This window comes from Verrucosispora sp. TAA-831, from assembly GCF_050780145.1.
In the GTDB taxonomy this organism is placed as follows: Bacteria; Actinomycetota; Actinomycetes; order Mycobacteriales; family Micromonosporaceae; genus Micromonospora.
Window position 1 is genome coordinate 4775508 of record NZ_CP192240.1, and the last position, 19481, is coordinate 4794988.

General features: G+C 72.1%; 18 protein-coding genes. 8 read left to right on the forward strand and 10 right to left on the reverse strand.

The features are described 5' to 3' along the window. Positions 1-19 precede the first annotated feature (19 nt). From ACQVFL_RS21130 to ACQVFL_RS21145, 4 genes are read right to left on the reverse strand one after another with little or no spacing between them, the layout of a single operon-like run. A complete protein-coding gene (locus tag ACQVFL_RS21130) occupies positions 20-898 on the reverse strand; it encodes an ABC transporter permease (protein ID WP_396698637.1) in 879 nt (292 codons plus the stop codon). Next, a complete protein-coding gene (nikB, locus tag ACQVFL_RS21135; protein WP_431727446.1) occupies positions 898-1821 on the reverse strand; it encodes a nickel ABC transporter permease in 924 nt (307 codons plus the stop codon). Before nikB ends, ACQVFL_RS21130 begins: the two co-directional genes overlap by 1 nt. A gap of 37 nt (positions 1822-1858) precedes the next feature. Beyond that, positions 1859-3295: an aldehyde dehydrogenase family protein gene (locus tag ACQVFL_RS21140; RefSeq protein WP_431727447.1), complete on the reverse strand. Its 1437-nt coding sequence runs from the start codon at positions 3293-3295 to the stop codon at positions 1859-1861. Beyond that, the gene (locus ACQVFL_RS21145) at positions 3292-4281 is read right to left on the reverse strand and encodes a Gfo/Idh/MocA family protein (protein WP_431727448.1); all 990 of its coding nucleotides are present in this window, start codon (positions 4279-4281) and stop codon (positions 3292-3294) included. Before ACQVFL_RS21145 ends, ACQVFL_RS21140 begins: the two co-directional genes overlap by 4 nt. 160 nt (positions 4282-4441) lie before the next feature. On the opposite strand from ACQVFL_RS21145, the gene ACQVFL_RS21150 reads away from it, so the two are divergent. The 6 genes from ACQVFL_RS21150 (at position 4442) to ACQVFL_RS21175 (ending at position 10346) form a co-directional block, all read left to right on the forward strand. Next, entirely contained in the window at positions 4442-5098 is a 657-nt protein-coding gene (locus tag ACQVFL_RS21150; protein WP_161595072.1) for an RraA family protein, read from the forward strand. Between the two features lie 2 nt (positions 5099-5100). Continuing rightward, positions 5101-6144, forward strand: coding sequence for a pyridoxal-phosphate dependent enzyme (locus ACQVFL_RS21155; RefSeq protein ID WP_396698628.1), 1044 nt, complete (start codon positions 5101-5103; stop codon positions 6142-6144). Then, the gene (locus tag ACQVFL_RS21160) at positions 6141-6980 is read left to right on the forward strand and encodes a creatininase family protein (RefSeq protein ID WP_396698626.1); all 840 of its coding nucleotides are present in this window, start codon (positions 6141-6143) and stop codon (positions 6978-6980) included. The genes ACQVFL_RS21155 and ACQVFL_RS21160 overlap by 4 nt, the downstream gene beginning before the upstream one ends. Continuing rightward, positions 6977-7471, forward strand: a complete 495-nt coding sequence (locus tag ACQVFL_RS21165) for a RidA family protein (RefSeq protein ID WP_396698624.1) — start codon at positions 6977-6979, stop codon at positions 7469-7471. Before ACQVFL_RS21160 ends, ACQVFL_RS21165 begins: the two co-directional genes overlap by 4 nt. Before the next feature lie 64 nt (positions 7472-7535). Beyond that, positions 7536-8333 (forward strand): IclR family transcriptional regulator, encoded by a 798-nt coding sequence (locus tag ACQVFL_RS21170; RefSeq protein WP_396698622.1) that lies wholly within the window; start codon positions 7536-7538, stop codon positions 8331-8333. Between the two features lie 171 nt (positions 8334-8504). Continuing rightward, positions 8505-10346, forward strand: coding sequence for a thiamine pyrophosphate-requiring protein (locus ACQVFL_RS21175; protein WP_431727449.1), 1842 nt, complete (start codon positions 8505-8507; stop codon positions 10344-10346). A 95-nt stretch (positions 10347-10441) separates the two neighbouring features. Here the strand turns inward: ACQVFL_RS21175 and ACQVFL_RS21180 are convergent, their stop codons facing one another. From ACQVFL_RS21180 to ACQVFL_RS21195, 4 genes are all read right to left on the reverse strand, one after another. After that, on the reverse strand, positions 10442-12631 hold the full coding sequence (locus tag ACQVFL_RS21180; RefSeq protein WP_431727450.1) for a transglycosylase domain-containing protein: 2190 nt from the start codon (positions 12629-12631) through the stop codon (positions 10442-10444). Between the two features lie 232 nt (positions 12632-12863). Next, a complete protein-coding gene (locus ACQVFL_RS21185) occupies positions 12864-13679 on the reverse strand; it encodes a hypothetical protein (protein WP_396698616.1) in 816 nt (271 codons plus the stop codon). Between the two features lie 174 nt (positions 13680-13853). Next, positions 13854-14966, reverse strand: a complete 1113-nt coding sequence (locus tag ACQVFL_RS21190; protein WP_396698614.1) for an SPFH domain-containing protein — start codon at positions 14964-14966, stop codon at positions 13854-13856. A gap of 4 nt (positions 14967-14970) precedes the next feature. Continuing rightward, entirely contained in the window at positions 14971-15441 is a 471-nt protein-coding gene (locus ACQVFL_RS21195) for an NfeD family protein (RefSeq protein ID WP_396698612.1), read from the reverse strand. Between the two features lie 83 nt (positions 15442-15524). Here ACQVFL_RS21195 and ACQVFL_RS21200 point away from each other — a divergent pair, with 83 nt between their 5' ends. Then, the gene (locus ACQVFL_RS21200) at positions 15525-16844 is read left to right on the forward strand and encodes a serine hydrolase domain-containing protein (protein ID WP_396698610.1); all 1320 of its coding nucleotides are present in this window, start codon (positions 15525-15527) and stop codon (positions 16842-16844) included. 22 nt (positions 16845-16866) lie between these two features. Here ACQVFL_RS21200 and ACQVFL_RS21205 read toward each other — a convergent pair whose 3' ends face one another. Continuing rightward, positions 16867-17679: a DUF3097 domain-containing protein gene (locus tag ACQVFL_RS21205; protein WP_396698608.1), complete on the reverse strand. Its 813-nt coding sequence runs from the start codon at positions 17677-17679 to the stop codon at positions 16867-16869. A 195-nt stretch (positions 17680-17874) separates the two neighbouring features. On the opposite strand from ACQVFL_RS21205, the gene ACQVFL_RS21210 reads away from it, so the two are divergent. Then, positions 17875-18669 (forward strand): hypothetical protein, encoded by a 795-nt coding sequence (locus ACQVFL_RS21210; protein ID WP_396698606.1) that lies wholly within the window; start codon positions 17875-17877, stop codon positions 18667-18669. Between the two features lie 16 nt (positions 18670-18685). Here ACQVFL_RS21210 and ACQVFL_RS21215 read toward each other — a convergent pair whose 3' ends face one another. Then, on the reverse strand, positions 18686-19465 hold the full coding sequence (locus tag ACQVFL_RS21215; RefSeq protein ID WP_396698604.1) for an HAD-IIA family hydrolase: 780 nt from the start codon (positions 19463-19465) through the stop codon (positions 18686-18688). Positions 19466-19481 lie beyond the last annotated feature (16 nt).

Below are 19481 nucleotides of genomic sequence, written 5' to 3' on the forward strand. Positions count from 1 at the left end.
TGAAGGGTCGGCCGCGACCTCACCGGTGCTTCAGGTGTGGATCGAGCCGGTCGCGGAGTTCGTCGCCGACCACCCCGCAGGCGACGACGAGCAGGGAGAGCGCGACACCGGGCAGGGTGGAGATCCACCACGCGTCGGCCACGTAGCCGCGGCCGTTGGCGATGGTCAGACCCCAGCTCGGGGTCGCGGTCGGAGTGCCGAGCCCGAGGAAGCTCAGGGCGGCCTCGGTGATGATCACCATGCCGAGTTCCACGGTGGCGACCACCAGCAGCGGCGCGGCACAGGCGGGCAGGATGCACCGCCAGATCAGGAAGAGCGGCCGGGCGCCGAGCACCCGGCTGGCGTCGACGTACTCGCGGTTGCGCACGGCCATGGTCTGCGCCCGGGCCACCCGGGCGAAGATCACCCAGATGGTCACCGCCAGCACCGCGATGACGTTGACCAGGCTGGGCCCGAGCAGGGCCGCGATCAGGATGGCCAACAGAATGGAGGGGAAGGCGAGCTGGATGTCGGCCAACCGCATGAGCAGGCCGTCCACCCATCCACCGACGAAACCGGCGACGATGCCGACCACGGTGCCGAACAGGCCGGAGATCAGCAGGGTCGCCACCCCCACCAGCAGGGACACCCGGGCGCCGATGAGGATCTGGCTGAGCATGCCGCGCCCGACGTCGTCGGTGCCGAACCAGGCACGGGAGCCGTCGGAGAGCACGGCACCGGGCGATTGCAGCCGGTCGGCGAGGTTGGTCTCGGTCACGTCGAACGGCACCAGCCAGGGGCCGATCACGCCGGCCAGCACGGCCAGGCCGATGATGCCCAGGCAGAGCCGGAACAGCAGCGCCGGTGGTCGGCGTCGGGACCGGGTCCGCAGGGCCGTGGTCGCAGTAGCGTCAGCCATCAGTTCACCACCCGCACGCGAGGATCGATGTACGCGTAGAGCAGGTCCACGACCAGGTTCACCAGGACGAACGCGGTGGTGACGAAGGCGATGGCGGCCTGGATCACGGTGTAGTCCCGGTTGCCGATCGCGTCCACGAGCAGCCGCCCCAGGCCGGGCCAGGAGAAGACCTCTTCGACCACGACCGTGCCGCCGAGCAGCGCGCCGAGTTGGAGCCCGGCGACGGTGACCACCGGGATCAACATGTTGCGCAGCGCGTGCCGGAAGAGCACCACGCTCTCCCGCAGGCCCTTGGACCGGGCGGTCTGGATGTAGCCCTCGCCGAGGACCTCCAGCAGCCCGGACCGGATCAACCGGACCAGGATGCTGGTGAAGGGAAGCGCCAGCGTGACCGCCGGCAGGATCAGGTGTTGCGGTGTGCTGTTGCCGGCGCTGGGCAGCCAACCGAGCTGCCGGGCGAAGATCAGCAGCAGGATGATGCCGACCCAGAAGCTCGGCAGCGACTGGCCGATCAGCGACAGCACCGAGATGGCCCGGTCGGCGACACCGCGCGGGCGCAGCGCCGCGGCGATACCGAGCAGGAAGCTGGCCACCAGCGCGATGCAGATCGCGGTCAGCGCCAGGGTGACGGTGGCGGGCAGCCGTTCGATGACCATCTCGAAGGCGTCCCGGTTGTGCCGGAACGACTGTCCGAAGTCGAGTTGGGTCACCCGGCCGAGGAAGGTGGCGTACTGGATCACGACGTTGCGTTCCAGGCCGAGTTCCCGGCGGGCGTCGGCGACCTCCTCGGCGGTGGCGTCGGGGCCGAGGATGACGCTGACCGGGTCACCGGGCACCAGCCGGACCACCGCGAAGACCAGGGTCAGCGCGCCCCACAGGATGACGACGGCGAGCAGGAGTCTCCGGATCGTGTAGTTGATCAAAGGTTCACCACCTTCCGGTTCTGCCGCTGGGGCGGGGTCACGGGCGGGACAGGGAGAGGGTCTGCTGCTGGCAGACCGCGCGGACGACGGCCGGGACACCCACCCGGCCGGTCCCGGAGTCCTTGCCCTCCCAGCCGCCGAAGGGCAGGTGCAGCTCCCAGTAGGTGGAGCGGTCGTTGACGACGACGCTGCCGAACTCCAGGTCGTCGAGGGCGTCCAGGGCCCGACCCAGGTCGGCGGTGAAGACGGCGGTGGACAACCCGTACCCGCTCCGGTTGGCCTCGGCGACCAGCTCCGACTCGGGCAGCGGGACGATCGGGGCGACCGGCGCGAAGGACTCCTGGCGGCTCAGTGCCGCGTCCACCGCGACGTCGCCGACCACGGTGGCCGGCAGGTACTGCCCGGTGGGGAAGCCGGACAGGTGCCGGCCGCCGGTGAGCACCCGGGCTCCGCCGCCGGCCGCCGCACCGACCTGCTCCTCGAACCGGGTGGCCAGCGCGGGCAGATGGACCGGCCCGAGCACGGTGGCGGGCTGGTAGGGGTCGCCGGTCGGGTAGTCCCCGGCGCGGGCGGCGACCGCCTCGGCCAGTGGACCGGCGATCCGCGCGTCGGCCAGCACCCGACCACCGGCACTGCAGATCTGGCCCGAGGCGGTGAAGCAGGAGACGGCGATCGCGTCGGCGGCGTGCGCCAGGTCGGCGTCGGCGAAGACGATGATCGGGCCGTTGCCGCCGAGTTCGAGCAGGAGTCGTTTGCCGGCCGCCCGTCGGCCCACCGCCGTGCCGGTGGCGGTGCTGCCGGTCAGCCCGACGCCCACCACCTGCGGATGGCCCACCAGGTACTCGGCCACGCTCGTGTCGTCCGTGGCGACCAGGGTCACCTGCCCCTCGGGCAGGCCCGCCTCGACCATGCACCGCAGCACCAGATCGGCGGAGGCCACCGTGGTCGGTGCCGGCTTCCAGACGGCGGCGTTGCCGGTGGCCACCAGCGGACCGAGGTACTCGACCGGGATGTTCACCGGGAAGTTCCAGGGGGTGACCACGGCCCACACGCCGGTCGGCCGCCATCGGGTCGTCACCAGCTTGTCGGTGGCGGCGACCGGTGGCGTACGCCCGGCCAGCCGGATCGCCTCCTCGCCGGCCAGCCGGAAGCCCTCGGCGGCCTTGTCCACCTCGGCCAGCGTGCCCTGGTAGGTACGCCCGGTCTCGGCGGTGACCAGGGCGGCGATCTCCTCGCGTCGGACGGTCAGCCGGTCGGCCACGGCCAGGCAGCGGTCCCGGCGCGCGTACGGGCTGCTGCGCCGGTCGGCGACGACCGCCGCCGACGCGGCCCGGACGGCTTCGTCCACCGTGTCCGGTCCGGCCCGGTGCACCTCGGCCACGACCTCGCCGTCGACCGGGCTGCACACCTGGTAGCGCCCGGCGGCCGGGTCGGTGTACCGGCCGCCCAGCCAAGATCGGACGTCGGCGGTCACCGGGTGTCTCCGGCCCCGACCGGCGCGCCGTCGGCGGCCAGCGAGGCGTGGATCATCTCGACCACCCGGACGGCGGCGAGGCCCTCCTCACCGGGCACCGGCGCGGGTGCGCCCTCCTCGGCGGCCCGGACGAACTCCTCCACCTCGGTGCGGATGTTGGACACGCCGCTGGCGGCGCGACTGGGCCAGTTGCGGGTGTCGCCGTTGACCGCCCCGTCCGCCGTGGCGTGCAGCAGGTCGACGTGCCCGAGGTCGATCTCGACTGAGCCGTGCTCACCGACCACCCGCAACCCGGCCAGCGCCCGGTTGGGTCGTCCGTCGGGCAGCGTCCAGTTGTTCTCCATCGAGCCGATGACGTCGCCCTCGTAGCGGACGGTGGCGTAGACCGCGTCGGCGTGGGCGGAGAGCACCGCCCGACCGAGGGCGGCCACCCGGACCGCGGTGAGCCCGGTGACGAAGCGGACCAGGTCGGCGTCGTGGATGCCGAGGAACCACGCGACGCTGGTGCGTTCGGAGGGTCGTACGGCCACCGTGCGGGTGGTGTCGCGCCAGACGTCGACGTGCCACAGGGGACCGAGCTCGCCGGAACGGACCAGCTCGCGGGCGCGGATCACCCGGGGGTCGAAGCGCAGGATGTGGCCGACCGAGAGGGCGTGCGGGTCGGGTCGGGCGTCGAGGATCCGCTGCGCGTCCGCGGAGCTGGTGGCCAGTGGCTTCTCGACCAGCACCCGGACGCCGGCCCGCAGGAACGGGATGGTGGTCTGCGGGTGCAGGTGGTCCGGGGTGCAGACGCTGACCACGTCCACCCGGTCGAGCAGTTCGGCGATGTCACGGTGCACCGGTACGCCGAACCGGTCGCGGAGCGGCTGTTCCGCGGCGGGATCCGGCTCGACCAGACCGACCAGGTCGACCCGTGGGTGCTGGTGGTAGATCCCGGCGTGGAGCTGACCCATCCAGCCCATCCCCACGACTGCCGCTCTCAACATCGTCTCTCCGTCTCTCGCGGTTCGGTCGGCCCGGATGCAGCCAGCGCAACCTGTTGCAGGGATTCCTACCAGCCCATTCCACAGGCTGCAAGGGATGTTCTGAGAATGGAACGTCATGTACTGTCCGTGCAACCACGTTCCAATCAATGAATGGAGTTCGATGGAAACCCCGCCGGTCGAGGAGATCTGCCGCCGTTTCGGCAAGCTCTACGTGGCGGCGATCGCCGACGCGCTGGACGATGCCGGGCTGTGGCACCAGGTGATGACCGATGTGCTGCCGCTGACCACCGACATGGCGGTGGCGGGCGTGGCCTTCACCGCGCTGGGCCGCCCCGAACGAAGCACCGACCGTTCCGTACGCCTGGGTGCCCGGATGATCGACGAGCTCTCCGCAGGCGAGGTCGCGGTCTTCGACTGCGCCGGTGACCGGACGGTCGGCCACTGGGGCGAGCTGCTGACCAACGGAGCGATGGCGCGCGGCGCCGTCGGCGCCGTCATCGACGGCGGTGTCCGCGACACCGGCGCGATCCTGCCGCTGAAGTTCCCGGTCTTCAACCGGTTCCGCAGCGCCCGCGACGCCAAGGGCCGCTGGAACGTCGTCGACATGCAGTCCCCGGTGGTCTGCGGCGGCGTCCCGGTGCACCCCGGCGACATCATCGTCGGCGACAGCGACGGAGTGGTCGTCGTGCCCCGCGCGATCGCGATGGACGTGCTCGTCGAGGCCGAGGCGACGGTCCGCACCGAGACGGAGATCCGGCAGCGGGTCCGGGCCGGCGAGTCGGTCGGTGCCCTCTACCAGCAGTACGAGCGGTTCTGACCATGGGTGGCAGTGCACCCTGGGGTCGCCCGGACCCCCGGCTGACCGACACCGTACGGGCCCTGCCCCGCGTCGGGATCCACCGCTGGCCGGTCACCTGCTGGCCGGCGCCCACCCTGCACCCGGCCGGCAACCCCGTCGTGATCGCCGAGGAGCACGGCGGATTCGCCTTCGGCGGCAACAAGGTCCGTCAGGTCGACGTCCTGCTCGGCCAGGCCCGCGAGGCCGGCGCCGACACCGTCGTCACCTCGGCCGGACCACAGTCCAACCTCTGCCGGGTGGTGGCCGCCGCCGCTCGCGCCGCCGGCCTCGGCGTCCATCTCGTGCTGCGCGGCGAACCACCGGCCGAACCCAGCCGCAACCAGGTGCTCTACGAGCTCACCGGCGCCCGCCTGCACTGGGTGCGGACCACCGACGCGTTCGATCCCGTCCAGGCACAGACCATGACCGCCATCGCCGAGCAGGGCCGGACGACCGGGGCGACGACGGCCGTCGTCGACGTCCGGACCGCACCCGGAAGCACCCTCTGCGCGCTGGCCACCACCGCCGTCGTCGACGAACTCGCCGACGCCCTCGCCGAGCGGCCACCGGAGCGGATCATGCTCGCCGGTGGCGCCGGCAACACCGCCGGTGGCGTCCTGGCGGCGTTGGCCGCCCGCCGCGCCACCGTCGGACTGGTGGTCGCCTCCGCGCTCGCCCCGGCGGCCCGGTTGCGGGCGCTGGTCCGCGACCGGGCCGCCGCCGCGCTCGACCGGGCCGGGCTGCCCGACACCCTGCTCGACGAGGTGTCCCTGGAGGTCACCGACGGCCAACTCGGGGGCGGCCACGGGGTGCCCACGGCGGCGGCCGTCGCCGCGCAACGGGCCACCGCGCGGGCCAGCGGCGCGTTCCTCGACCTGACCTACAACAGCAAGGCGATGGCCACGCTGCTCGCCGACGACCGTCCGGGCTCGTGGCTGTTCCTGCACACCGGCGGTTCACCCAACGTCTTCGCCCCGCATCCGTTCCCGGCCGACGTCCCGCACACCGACGAAGGAGCACCGTGACCAGCGACTACCGACTCCACCACATGACCTGGCCCCAGGTACGCGAGGCACTGACCACCGCCACCGTCGGAGTCATCCCGTTCGGTGCCACCGAACAGCACGGACCCGCCCTCAAGGCCGGCATCGACTACCGGATCGCGGAACGGCTGGCCGAGGAGGTGGTCGCCGCCGCCGACGGTACGGCCCTGATGACGCCACCGATCCCGGTCGGCTTCTCCCCACACCACATGGACTTCCCCGGCACCCTGACCGCCCGGGTGAGCACCCTCTGCTCGCTGCTGGAGGACTACCTGGCCAGCCTGGCCCGGCACGGCCTGGAACGGTTCGTCATCATGAACGGCCACGGCGGGAACCTGGCCTTCCTGCCCGCCTTCCTGACCGAGTACAAGCAGCGCACCGGGCACACCGTGGCGGTGGTCCACTGGTCGATGATGGGCCGCGACGTGGTGGTGGACATCGCCCAGTCCGAGATGTATGGCCACGCCTGCGAGGTGGAGACCAGCCTGGCGCTGCACCTGGTGCCGGACGTGGTGGTGACCGAGGAACTGGGCGGCCCCGCTCCCCTGCTGCCCTCGGCGCACGAGCTGCTGCGCGGTCAGGCCATCCCAGACCGGGCCGTCGGCGGGTTCACGCCCCGCTCACTGGCCGAGTTCAGCACCAACGGCGCACTCGGCGACCCAGCCAAGCACGACGTGGAGAAGGGCCGCAGACTCTTCGAGGCGGTGCGGGACCGCACGGTCACGCTGATCCGGCACCTCGCCGAGGCACCGACGGCGGGCGCGATCAGTGCCGAGCGGGCCGCCGCGATCAACGCGGACTGGGGCGTACGCGGGTGAGCGGCACCGACGGCACCTCCCCCGAGCGTCGCCTCGCCGACCTCGGCATCACGCTGCCACCGGCGCGGACCGCCTCCGGGGCGTACGACACCGTGGTGGTCAGCGGCGACCTGGCCGTGCTCTCCGGGCACGGCCCGGTCCGCCCGGGGCACCCGTTGCCCACCGGCAAGCTCGGCGCCGAGCTGAGCGTGCCCGACGGGCAGGCGGCGGTACGCCAGGCGACACTGAACCTGCTCGCCACCCTGCGCGCCGCCGCCGGCTCCCTCGACGACGTGGAGCAGTTGCTGACGCTCACCGTGGCGATCAACGCCACCCCCGGATTCACCGAACACGTCCCGGTCGCCGACACCGCCTCGGAGCTGCTGCGGGACGTCTTCGGTGACCGGGGACGACACGCCCGGTCGGCGCTGGGGCACTCCTCACTGCCCTTCGACGTCCCGGTGTCACTGTCGCTGACCGCCCGGATAAGGGTCCGAAATACCCAGGACTGAAACCGAGATCGACCCGGCCGGCCGCTACAGTGTCGATGCCGCAACCCGATATCAGAGGACGCACGTGACTTCCGACAACGGATCGAATCAGAGCATCCTGCGAGCAGTGGCGATCCTCGACGCCTTCCTGCTCGGACGCCCCGAGTTGCGGGTCACCGACGTGGCGCGGCAGGCCGGGCTCGGTGTCTCCACCGCGTCCCGGCTGCTGAGCACCCTGGAATCCCTCGGCCTGGTCGAACGCGACCCGATCTCCAACCTCTACCGGCTGGGTCCGAAGACGGTGACCCTCGGTGGCGTGGCGCTCAACCAGTCCCCCGTCTACCGCGCCGCCCGACAGACCGCCCAGAACCTCGCCGCCGAGCACGGTCTCGGGGTCAACCTCGCGATCCGCCGCGACGACCAGGGCTTCTACCTGGGCAACTTCGAGGGCCGCTCGGCACCCCGGGCGTTCTCGCTGATCGGCCAGTCGATTCCGCTGCACGCCACCGGTCTGGGCAAGGCACTGCTGCTCGGCCTCGACCCGGCACAGCGGCGGGTCCTGCTGGGCGAGAACCTGGTCGGGTTCACCCACCGCACCATCACCGACCACGACCGCCTCGACGCCGAACTGGCCACCAGCGGGGCGCGCGGCTACTCGACCGAGGAGGAGGAACTCGCCCTCGGCCGGGCCTGCCTCGCCGCGCCCATCCGCAACGCCTCGGGTGAGATCGTCGCCGCGCTGTCCATCTCCGGCCCGCTGTCGGCGATCAACCTGGCCGCCCGCGAGGCGGCCCTGGCGACCGCCGTGATCGAGGCCGCCGACGCGGTGAGCGTCGCCCTCGGCCACCACGGCCCCGCCCGGGTCATCGTCAGCCAACGCTGAACCACTGCCGGCGGATGTCCCCTGCGCACGGCCTCTACCGCACCGAGAGCTGGGTAGATCGGCCGGGCGCCTCGACGGCGTACCCGAAGAATGCCTGGTTTTGTCCTGGGAAGCCGGGGAATGCCGGGCCCACCCTTCGCGGGGGTGAGCCCGACCGGAGAGGCGGACCAGGTGAGCGCAGACCACACCCTCGTACCGGCGGACCCGTGGCCACTGCCCCGGGACGCCACCGTCGCCGATCACATCGTGCAGCGGCTCGCCTGCTGGGGCGTACGGCGGTACTTCGGTTTCCCCGGTGACGGCATCAACGGCATGACCTCCGCCCTGCAACGCACGAGCGAGCAGGCGCAGTTCGTCCAGGTACGCCATGAGGAGACCGCCGGCTTCGCCGCGTCCGCCCACGTCAAGTACGGTGGCGGGTCGATCGGCTGCGTGCTGGTCACCAGCGGTCCGGGTGCCATCCACGCCCTCAACGGCCTCTACGACGCCAAGCTGGACCACCAGCCGGTGGTGGCGCTGGTCGGGCACACCGCCACCACCGCCGAGGGCGGCGGCTACTACCAGGAAGTGGACCTGCTCGCGCTCTACAAGGACGTCGCGGCGGCCTTCCTCGCCCAGCTCGACCACCCGTCCCAGGTACGGCACCTGGTCGACCGGGCCTGCCGGACCGCGCTGGCCCGGCGTACCGTCACCGCGCTGGTCCTGCCGCTCGACGTGCAGGATCTCGCCGCCGTGCCGAACCCGCCGCACGCGCACGGCTACTACCACACCAGCAGCGTGCCGAGCAGCGGCCCGACCGTGCCGCCCAAGGCCGACGTCCGGCACGCCGCCGAGGTGCTGGCCGGCGGCGAGCGGGTGGCCATGCTGGTCGGGCAGGGCGCCCTCGGCGCCGAGAACGAGGTACGCGAGATCGCCCACCGGCTCGGTGCCGGGGTGGCTACCGCGCTGCTCGGGTTCACCGCGGTGGACCACCGGGAACCCTGGGTCACCGGGGCCATCGGCCTGCTCGGCACCCGCCCGAGCTGGCAGCTCATGAAGGAGTGCGACCGACTGCTCATCGTCGGCAGCAACATGCCGTACTCGGAGTTCTATCCGGCACCCGGGCAGGCCCGGGCCGTACAGATCGACCGTGACGGCACCCAACTCGGCCTGCGCTACCCCACCGAGGTGAACCTGACCGGCGACGCCGCGCCCACCCTGCGCGCCCTGCTGCGCGAACTCGGCCCGGGGCCCGGACCGACCCGCTGGCGGCAGACCATCGCCGGCGCCACCGCCGCCTGGCGGCAGGCCCAGCGGGAACTGGCCGCCCAGCAGGCCGACCCGGTCAACCCGCAGATGCTCTTCGCCAGCCTCAGCGAACGGCTGCCCGACGACGCGATGCTCGCCGTCGACTGCGGCACCGCCACCGCCTGGTACGCCCGGCACGTCCAGGTCCGGCCCGGCATGCTGGCCAGCCTCTCCGGCACCCTGCTGTCCATGGGCGGCGCGATGCCGTACGCCCTGGCGGCGAAGTTCGCCCACCCGGACCGCCCGCTGGTCGCCCTGATCGGCGACGGCGCGATGCAGATGAACGGCGTCAACGAACTGATCACCGTGGCCAAGTACTGGCGCGGCTGGGCCGATCCGCGCTTCGTGGTGCTGGTGCTCAACAACCGCGACCTGGCGTTCGTGAGCTGGGAGCAGCGCTCCACCGAGGGCACGCCGATGTTCCCGGACAGTCAGCAACTGCCCGACATCGCCTACCACCAGTGGGGCGAGGTGCTGGGGTTGCGCGGCGAACTCGTCGACCACCCCGACCAGGTGCCGCAGGCCTGGGACCGGGCGCTGCGCGCCGACCGCCCGACGGTGATCAACGCGCTGGTGGACCCGGCCGAGCTGATGATGCCGCCGCACTTCACCACCGAGCAGGCCCGCAAGACCGCGGCGGCGGTGCTGCGCGGCGACACCGACTGGGCGGGCATCATCCGTCGCGGCCTGCCCAGCGTCGTCAGCACGTACCGCCCGCGCCGCTGACGCTGCACGCGGTCGGCTGTAAGGAAGGGTCCCCTGCTATCGCCTGGTGCATAGCAGGGGACCCTTCCTTACAGCCGTCTTCCTTACAGCCGTCGTCAGCCTCGGCCCTGGAACCAGCGGCGCAGGTCGGACAGCGGGTTCTCGCTGGTTCGGCGATCCACGACCGGGTCCCGCTCGACCGGCCGTCGCGGCGTACCCACCAACTCCCGGCTGGGCGCGGTGAACGACTGCTCGGGCTCCCCCTCGACCGCGGTGGCGATGATCCGGGCCACCCCGGCGATCACCCGGGACTGCACGGTGGCACCGACCGAGTCGTTCGGGTCGTCCGGGTTCGCCGCGATGCCGGCCACCGCGACCTGCGGGGTGTACGCGACGAAGCTCTCCGTGGCGGCGCCGTCGGAGCTGCCGGTCTTGCCGGCCACCGGGCGCCCCGCCAGGATCCCGCTCACCGCCGTGGCGGTACCGCCGTTGCACTGCCCGAACGCGGACTGCTGACCCACCGGGCAGCGGGCCGCGTCGGTGGCGGCCCGGGCCACGTCGGCGTCGAGCACCTCCCGGCAGGAGGGGTCACCGACCGGAAGCCGCGCACCGTCCGGGCCGGTCACCGACACCACGGGCAGCGGCGCGCAGTACGTTCCCTCCGCTGCCACCGTCGCGTACGCGTTGGCCACGTCGAGCGGGGTGGTGGCGGACACCCCGAGGGTGAACGCGCCCCAGTCGGCGGCACGCTGGGTGGCGAAGGTCGCGTCCGCCTCGGCCCGGAACGTGATGCCCAGGCGCTGCGCCATCTCCACCACCTTGGCCGGCCCGACCTGCTCGGCCAACCAGACGAAGTACGTGTTCACGGAGCGACCGAAGCCGTCCCACATCATCCGGTACCCGTCCATCCAGGCCGGGTTGGCGTTGGCCGGGCACCACCGGCCGTCGCAACTGCTGTCCCCCTCGGCCGGATACCGGGTGGGCAGCCGACTCGGCGCGTCGTACCCGGTGGACAGCGTCCGGCCGGACTCCAGCGCGGCGAGCATGGTGAACAGCTTGAACGTCGAGCCGGCCTGGTAACCGGTCACGCCGGGCCCACCGGAGATCAGTGGGTTCACCGTGTTCGGGTAGTTGGCCTGCCCGTCCGGGTTGTCCGCGAGGCTGTAGTGGCGGTTGACCGCCATGGCGAGCACCCGACCGGTGCCGGGCTCGACCGCCGCGATCGGCAGGGCGCGCGGGTTGCGGTACCCGTAGACGCTGATGGCCTCCTCCTGCGCGGCGGCCTGGACCTCCGGGTCGAGCGAGGTGACCACCGTGTAGCCGCCCCGGCGCAACGCCTGCTCGCGCTCGGTGGGAGTGTCGCCGAACTGCGGCTGCTCCATCCACCACCGGCGCAGGTAGTCGCAGAAGAAGCCCCACCCGTCCCGCCCCCCGGCGGTGGCCGCGCAGCCGTTGGCCTGCTCGCTGGGGTCCAGGTCCAACTCCTCGGCCTTGGCCTCGGCCGCCTGGTCCGCGGTGATCGCGCCGGTCGCGACCATGGCGTCCAGCACGTACCCCCGACGGGCCAGCGCCGCGTCGGCGTCACCGTCGATCGGGCTGTACGCCTCGGGTGCCTGCACCAGACCGGCCAGCAGCGCCGCCTCGTCGAGGGTCAGATCCGCCGGCACCTTGGAGAAGTAGCGCTCACTGGCGGCGGCGATCCCGTACGCCCCGGAACCGAAGTACGCGATGTTGAGATAGCGGGTGAGGATCTCGTCCTTGCCGAGGCGCTGTTCCAGCGCGTTGGCGTACCGGATCTCCTGGAGCTTGCGCCCGACGGTCTGCTCGGTGGCCGCGGCCTGTTCCTCGCTGGTGCGGGTCGAGTCGGTCTTGAGCACGTTGCGCACGTACTGCATGGTCAGCGTCGAGCCACCCTGCTCGGTGCCGCCCTCGGTGACGTTGGTGACCAGGGCGCGTGCCATGCCGCGCAGGTCCACCCCGCTGTGCTCGTAGAAGCGCCGGTCCTCGGCGGCCACGATCGCCTGCCGCATCACCGGGGCGATCTCGTCCAGCGTCACGTCCGTCCGGTTGACGTCGTAGAACGTGGTGATCAGCGTCTTGCCGTCGTTGGCGTAGAGGTAGGAGCGCTGCGGGGTGGCCGGGGTACGCAGCACGTCCGGCAGGTCGGCGTAACTGCCCAGCGCCGCCTTCACGCCGAGTCCGGCGACCAGGTTCACCGGCAGCATGAGCCCCGCCACGACGAGGCCGACGAGCCCGCCGGCCAGCAGGACGGTGAGCAGTCGCGACAGTGGCGTAGGGGTGGCCATGGTCACCAGGATTGCCGCGAATGCCGCGATCCGACTACCGAATCGGGCCAGTTGTCAGCCAATTCACGGCCAGATGCCAGAGGTCTTTGCGCTGGCCAGCGACGGTGGCGAGGATAGACCAGGACATACAGGACGCCCGCCGCAGACGACCGGCGCAAGGAAGGGCCCCCTACTAACGCCTCGTGCATAGCAGGGGTCCCCTCCTTACATCCGGCCATACATCCGGCGGACGTCACGCCGTACCCAGCGGGCCGGGCCCGCCGGGCCCTGTCGGCCCCAGAGCCGGCGGACCCGCCGTCGCGACGCTGGCGCTGGTGGCGTCGCGCAGGATCTCCCGGGGCAGCAGTCGACCGGACCGGTAGGCGATGCCGATGCCGGCGATCAACACGAAGATCGCCCCGAAGGTCTGCAACGAGCCGATCAGCGCCCCACCGAGGCCGAGCAGCGGACTGGCGATCATCAGCATGGTGCCGTCGCCCATGCTGAACATCCCCGACCGGGCCACCGCCCACCCGGTGAGCAGCCAACCCACGCTGTAGAAGGTCGCGCCGACCAGCACCAGCGACCGGGCGGTGGCCCCGAAGACCGGGGTGTCCTCGGCGAACCCGGCGAAGGGCAGCATCAGCACCGTGCCGGCGATGCTGACCAGCAGCCCGGCGACCGCGCTGCGGCGACTGCGGGTGGCGGCGAGCAGACCGGCCAGGCCGAGCAGGGCCAGCAGCCCGAGCCAGATCGCGGCGACCCAGCCGATCAGGTACACCGCGCGGCCGTCGGCCGGATACGGGTCGTTGCCCACCCCGCCGTCGCTGGCCATGGCCACCGCGCCGTAGAGGATCGCGTACGCGGGCAGCAGCCAGACCGCGGCGCGGGCGAGGCGGCGCAGCGACCAGGCCCAACTCGCGTTGGTCGCCACGCCGGGTGGTCCCGGATCGTCCACGAAGGGCAGGACGCCGAAGCCTCCACCGGTACGTCGGGTGCCGAGCGGCCCGGCGGGGTCGTGTGCCCCGGGCACCTCCGGCGGGGACCACAGCCGTTTCAGCGGATCCATCGGTCACCTCGCTCATCCCACGAGCGGTGCCGGGACACGCCGAGGCGCCCCGATGCCTGGTCACCACCCGCCTAGGACCGATGGTGGCAGGCACCGGGGCGCCTCATGAGCGTTTTTCGCATTTGTCCGGACGCCGGGCCGGACCGGATCACCCCGGCCCGACCCGACCTCGGATCAGCCCCGCTGGCGCTGGTCGGCCGGGTCGTTGAGCAGACTTCCCGGCGAGACCGGCTCGGGTGCGGGCAGACCCTGCGGCTCCTTGCCACCGCCGGTGGCCTGCGCCTCGGCGACGCGTACCTCGTTGTGGATCTCCTGGGCCGCCTTGGCGGCGGCCTGCGCGGCCTCGGCCGCCTCCCGCTCCACCGCGCTGGCGTCCTCGGACGCCTGGCGGGTCGGCGCGTCGCCGACCATCTGGTTCAAGCCGCCGAGCGCGCCCCCCATGCCCTCCAGGGCCTTGGTCAGCTCGGCCGGCACGATCCACACCTTGTTGGCCGTGCCGTTGGCGATCTGCGGCAGGGCCTGGAGGTACTGGTAGGCCAGCACCTTCTGGCTCGGGTTGGCCTGGTGGATGGCGTCGAACACGGTACGGACCGCCTTGGCCTGACCCTCGGCCTGCAGGATGCGGGCCTGCCGGTCACCGTCGGCGCGCAGCACCGCGGCCTGCTTCTCACCCTCGGCCGAGAGGATCTGCGACTGCTTGTGACCCTCGGCGTTCAGGATCGCGGCCCGGCGGTCCCGCTCGGCGCGCATCTGCTTCTCCATCGAGTCGCGGATGCTCGGCGGCGGCTCGATCGCCTTGATCTCCACCCGGGTCACCTTGATGCCCCACCGGCCGGTGGTCTCGTCCAGCACCCCGGAGAGGTGCCGGTTGATCTCCTCACGGCTGGTCAGCGCGCGCTCCAGGTCGAGCGAACCGATCACGTTCCGCAGCGTGGTGACGGTGAGCTGCTCGATCGCCTGGAGGAAGTTGGAGATCTCGTAGGTGGCTCGGACCGAGTCGACGACCTTGAAGTAGAGCACGGTGTCGATCGAGACGACGAGGTTGTCCGAGGTGATCACGGGCTGCGGCGGGAAGCTGACCACCTGCTCGCGCATGTCCACCTTCGTGCGCACCGCGTCGACGAAGGGCACCAGGATGTTCAGCCCGGGGTTGAGCGTCCGCTTGTACCGACCGAGCCGCTCGACCACGTCCTGACGCTGCTGCGGCACGATCCGCACCGACTTCGCCAGGGTGATCACCGAGATCAGGGCGACCGCTATCAACAGGACGGGTACGACAAGTTCCATCCGTTCACCTCTCCACTTCGGGTAGCTCACCGGGCGTCGAAACGTCCCGCCAGACCAGGGCTACCGCTCCCTTGACCTGAATGACCTGCACCCGTTCACCGGGTGCCAAAACCTGTGTGGCGTCGTACGCCCGCGCGCTCCACACCTCGCCGTCGATCTTCACCATGCCCGCGCCAGCGTCGACCTGCTCCAGAACCAGGGCCGACGACCCCTCGATCGCCTCCACCCCGAAGGCGGTCTCGCCGGTCTCCAACGCGGTCTGTCTGTGCCGCTGGATCACCGGCCTCGCCGCGAGCAAGGTCACCGCCGACACGGCGGCGAACACGACCGCCTGTATCGCCACCGGCGCCCCGAGCGCGGCGGCGCCCGCGGCGGCGAAGGCACCGACCGAAAACATGATCAAGAACAGGGTCGCCGTGAAGATCTCAGCGACCGCTAGTACCACACCCAGCACGATCCACAGCACGGCATCCACGTAACGATCGTGACATGACAATGCACGTGTCATCGAACTGTCATGATCGGAGACGCCCGACTACCGCCGTCGAAGGAGCCTTCGTGTCCCTGCGTCCGGAAACAGTACGGCACATCGACGCCCTGGTGGCCGACGCGCAGTCCGCCGGCCACGTGCCCTCACTCGTGGTCGGCGTGGTGCGCGACGGCACACTGGCACACCTGGCCGCCGCCGGTGGACATCCCCGACCGGACGCCGACCTGCAGTACCGCATCGGCTCGATCACCAAGACCATGACCGCCGTGCTGATCATGCAGGAGCGCGACGCCGGACGGCTGGCGCTCGACGATCCGCTGCGACGGCACCTGCCCGAGGCCGAGGCCGCCGGGTCGATCACCCTGCGCCAGTTGCTCGGGCACGCGGGCGGGCTGCAACGCGAACCGGACGGCCCCTGGTGGGAGCGGAGCGAGGGCGTCGACCTGCACACCCTGCTGGCCGACTTCGGCACTCCCAAGATCGCGCTGCCCGCGTACCGCACCCACCACTACTCGAACCTGGCGTTCGGTCTGCTCGGCGGCGCGCTGCAACGGATCACCGGCACCGGCTGGGCGCAGTTGGTGCGGGAACGGATCCTGGCGCCGCTGGGCATGCACCGCACCACCTACGCCGCCACCACGCCGTACGCCCCCGGGTACGTGGTGCACCCGTGGCACGACACGCTGCGCGAGGAGCCGCGTACCGACACCGGGGCGATGGCCCCCGCCGGACAGCTCTGGTCGACCGTGGCCGACCTGACGCGATGGGCCGCGTTCCTCGCCGACCCCGATCCCGCCGTCCTGGCCCGGGACACCCTCGACGAGATGTGCGCCCCGGTGTTCCTCACCGATCTCGACTCCTGGCGCGGCGGCTACGGGCTGGGCATCCAACTCACCCGCCAGGGCGACCGCGTCTACGTCGGACACGGCGGCTCGATGCCCGGCCACGTCGCCGTGCTGCTGGTGCACCGGTCCAGCCGTACCGGTCTGGTCGGCTTCGCCAACTCGTACGGCTTCCGCACCGGCGGCATCAGCCCGCTCGGCCTTCAGGTGCTCGACCGGGTGCTCGACGCCGAGCCGACACCGGTCCGGCCGTGGCGACCCGCCGACGCCCCGCCCCCGGCCGACGTGGCGGCGCTGACCGGCCGCTGGTGGTGGATGGGCACCGCACTCGACGTCACCTGGGACCACGCCACCGGCGACCTGGTGGGCACCCTGCGCGGCGACCGGGTCAGCCGCTACCGCCCGGACGGCCCGGACCGCTGGCGCGGGCACAGCGGCGCGGAGGTCGGCGAGGTCCTCCGGGTCCACCGCGACCCCGCCGGCCGCCCGGTCACCCTGGACATCGCCACGTTCCTGTTCACCCGCACCCCCGACGACGCCCCGTGACCCCCGCCCCGACCGCGATCACTCAGGCAGGCTCGGTGACGAAGTCGATCAGGCGTTCCATGGCGTTGATCAGCGGCGTCTCCACCTCGGCGAAGGTGTTCACCCGGGACAGGATGTGCCGCCACATGTCGGCCGGCTCAACCACCCCGAGAGTGGCGCAGACGCCCTCCTTCCAGGGACGTCCCGGCGGCACCACCGGCCACGCCGCGATGCCCAGCGCGGACGGCTTCACCGCCTGCCACACGTCGACGTAGGGATGCCCGGTGACCAGCACGTGCGGGGAGTTCACCCGGGCCACGATCCGGCTCTCCTTCGAGCCGGGCACCAGGTGGTCGACGAGGACACCGAGCCGACGGCCGGGTCCGGGCCCGAACTCCCGTACCCGGTCGTCGAGGGCGTCGACGCCCTCCAACGGCTCAACCACCACGCCCTCGATCCGCAGGTCGTCACCCCAGATCCGCTCCACCAGGGCGGCGTCGTGGACGCCCTCGACCCAGATCCGGCTGGCCCGGGCGACCCGGGCGCGGACCCCGTCCACCGCGACCGAACCGGACGCGGTACGCCGACGCGCGGCCGGCACCGGGGCGCGGGCCGGTCGACGCAGCGTCACCGGGCGACCGTCGAGCAGGAACGCGGCCGGCAGCAGCGGGAAGTTGCGCCGCTTGCCGTGCCGGTCCTCCAGCACGACCGCCCCGGAGTCGAAGCCGACCACCGCACCGCAGAAGCCCGAGTCGGCGTCCTCGACCACCAGATCCGGTTCGGCGTCGACCTCCGGGGTCACCTTCCGCCGCCGCCAGTCCCCCGCCAACACGTCGTCGCCATACCGCCGCCCCATCCGATCACGCTAACCGGCGGCCCCGCCCGCGCCGCCGCCGACTCGCCGCCGCCTTGCCCGGCCGAGACGGTACGCAGCGTTGCAAAAGCCGTATGAACAAACAAATCACGTGGCAGAGTCGCATGATCGACGCGCCGGGGAGGCGGGCGCGCGGCAGCCGAGACAGGGGTAGGCGTCAGCACGTACTCTTTCGGCATGTCCACCCCCGCTGCGGGTGCGGCCATCCTCGCGCCGCGCCGGTCGAGCCGGTTCGTTGCCTGGGTGCGCGCATGGCGCGCCGGGCTCGTCCCCTTCGACGAGGTCGCCGACGAAGTCGCCGGTGACGAGGAGCACCTCGTCGCCGACGCACCCGGTACCTGGACCGACGTGCCGCTGCGGGACGCCCTGCCCACCCTGGCCAAGCTCTCCCCGGACGAGATCCGGCTGGTGCTGCCGGCCCCCGGCGACCCGCGCGGGCTACCCGGCCCCGGCGACTTCGCCGGGGCCGCCCTGGTCGCCGGCGAGGCGATGATCGCCGGAGCGCTCGGCCTGATCCCCGAGGTACGGGTGCACACCTCCGGCTCCGGGGACACCTTCGAGACCGTGCTCTGGCGGGTCTACCCGCTCCCACCGAACGCCCCGGCGGCGTCCCTCACCCTGCCCGGTGCCGCCGAGGCGGAGGCGGAGCTGGCCGCCGCACTGGCCGACACCACCGCCGCGCTCACCCGGCTCGACGTGGCCCAGTGGCGCCCCGAGTTGGCCGGCGCCCTGGAGGCACTGCGCCGCCCCGACGGCACCACCGACCTGCCGCCCGGATTCGACCCCCGTTCCCGCCGGCTGTTCGCCCGCGCCGCCGTGCTCGACCGGGTGCTCGCGCTGGCCGGGCACGCGGCACCGGGCGGCGCGGTGAACAACCACGAGGCCCAGCAGCGCGACGCGGCGCTGCGGCCGCTCACCACGGCCTGCCGACAGGCCCTGGTCGCCGCCTGCAACGCCCCGCTGCGGCCCTGAGACCGCCCACGCCGGTTCAGATCTCGTCGATCAGGTCGGCCACCGAGTCGACGATCCGGGACGGGCGGTACGGGTAGCGTTCCGCCTCGGTGCGGCTGCTGATCCCGGTCAGCACCAGGATCGTCTCCAACCCGGCCTCCAGGCCACAGAGGATGTCGGTGTCCATCCGGTCGCCGATCATGGCGGTGCTCTCCGAGTGCGCGTCGATCGTGTTCAACGCCGAGCGCATCATCATCGGGTTCGGCTTGCCGACGAAGTACGGCTCCACCCCGGTCGCCTTGGAGATCATCGCGGCCACCGATCCGGCCGCCGGCAACGCGCCCTCCACCGACGGGCCGGTGGCGTCCGGGTTGGTGCAGATGAACCGCGCCCCGGCGTCGATCAACCGGATCGCCTTGGTGATCGCCTCGAAGCTGTAGGTGCGGGTCTCCCCCAGCACCACGTAGTCGGGCGCGAAGTCGCTGAGCACGTAGCCCACCGCGTGCAGGGCGGTGGTCAGCCCGGCCTCCCCGATCACGTACGCCGTGCCGCCGGGCCGCTGGTCGGCCAGGAACTGGGCGGTGGCCAGGGCCGACGACCAGATCGCCTGCTCCGGCACGTCCAGTCCCATCCGGGCGAGCCGGGCCTGAAGATCGCGCGGGGTGTAGATCGAGTTGTTGGTCAGCACCAGGAACGGCTTGCCGGAGGCACGCAGCCGGTTGACGAACTCCGGCGCGCCCGGCACGGGCTGCCCCTCGTGCACCAGCACGCCGTCCATGTCGGTGAGCCAGCTCTGCACGGGCTTGCGGTCATGCATGATCGTGATCCCTGGG

Bases quoted from the DNA above. Each gene is read 5' to 3' on its own strand.
- ACQVFL_RS21145 (WP_431727448.1), bottom strand. From the start codon at position 4,281: ATGTTGAGAGCGGCAGTCGTGGGGATGGGCTGGATGGGTCAGCTCCAC.
- ACQVFL_RS21150 (WP_161595072.1), top strand. From the start codon at position 4,442: ATGGAAACCCCGCCGGTCGAGGAGATCTGCCGCCGTTTCGGCAAGCTC.
- ACQVFL_RS21185 (WP_396698616.1), bottom strand. From the start codon at position 13,679: ATGGATCCGCTGAAACGGCTGTGGTCCCCGCCGGAGGTGCCCGGGGCA.
- ACQVFL_RS21155 (WP_396698628.1), top strand. From the start codon at position 5,101: ATGGGTGGCAGTGCACCCTGGGGTCGCCCGGACCCCCGGCTGACCGAC.
- ACQVFL_RS21190 (WP_396698614.1), bottom strand. From the start codon at position 14,966: ATGGAACTTGTCGTACCCGTCCTGTTGATAGCGGTCGCCCTGATCTCG.
- ACQVFL_RS21215 (WP_396698604.1), bottom strand. From the start codon at position 19,465: ATGCATGACCGCAAGCCCGTGCAGAGCTGGCTCACCGACATGGACGGC.
- ACQVFL_RS21130 (WP_396698637.1), bottom strand. From the start codon at position 898: ATGGCTGACGCTACTGCGACCACGGCCCTGCGGACCCGGTCCCGACGC.
- ACQVFL_RS21210 (WP_396698606.1), top strand. From the start codon at position 17,875: ATGTCCACCCCCGCTGCGGGTGCGGCCATCCTCGCGCCGCGCCGGTCG.
- ACQVFL_RS21205 (WP_396698608.1), bottom strand. From the start codon at position 17,679: ATGGGGCGGCGGTATGGCGACGACGTGTTGGCGGGGGACTGGCGGCGG.
- ACQVFL_RS21180 (WP_431727450.1), bottom strand. From the start codon at position 12,631: ATGGCCACCCCTACGCCACTGTCGCGACTGCTCACCGTCCTGCTGGCC.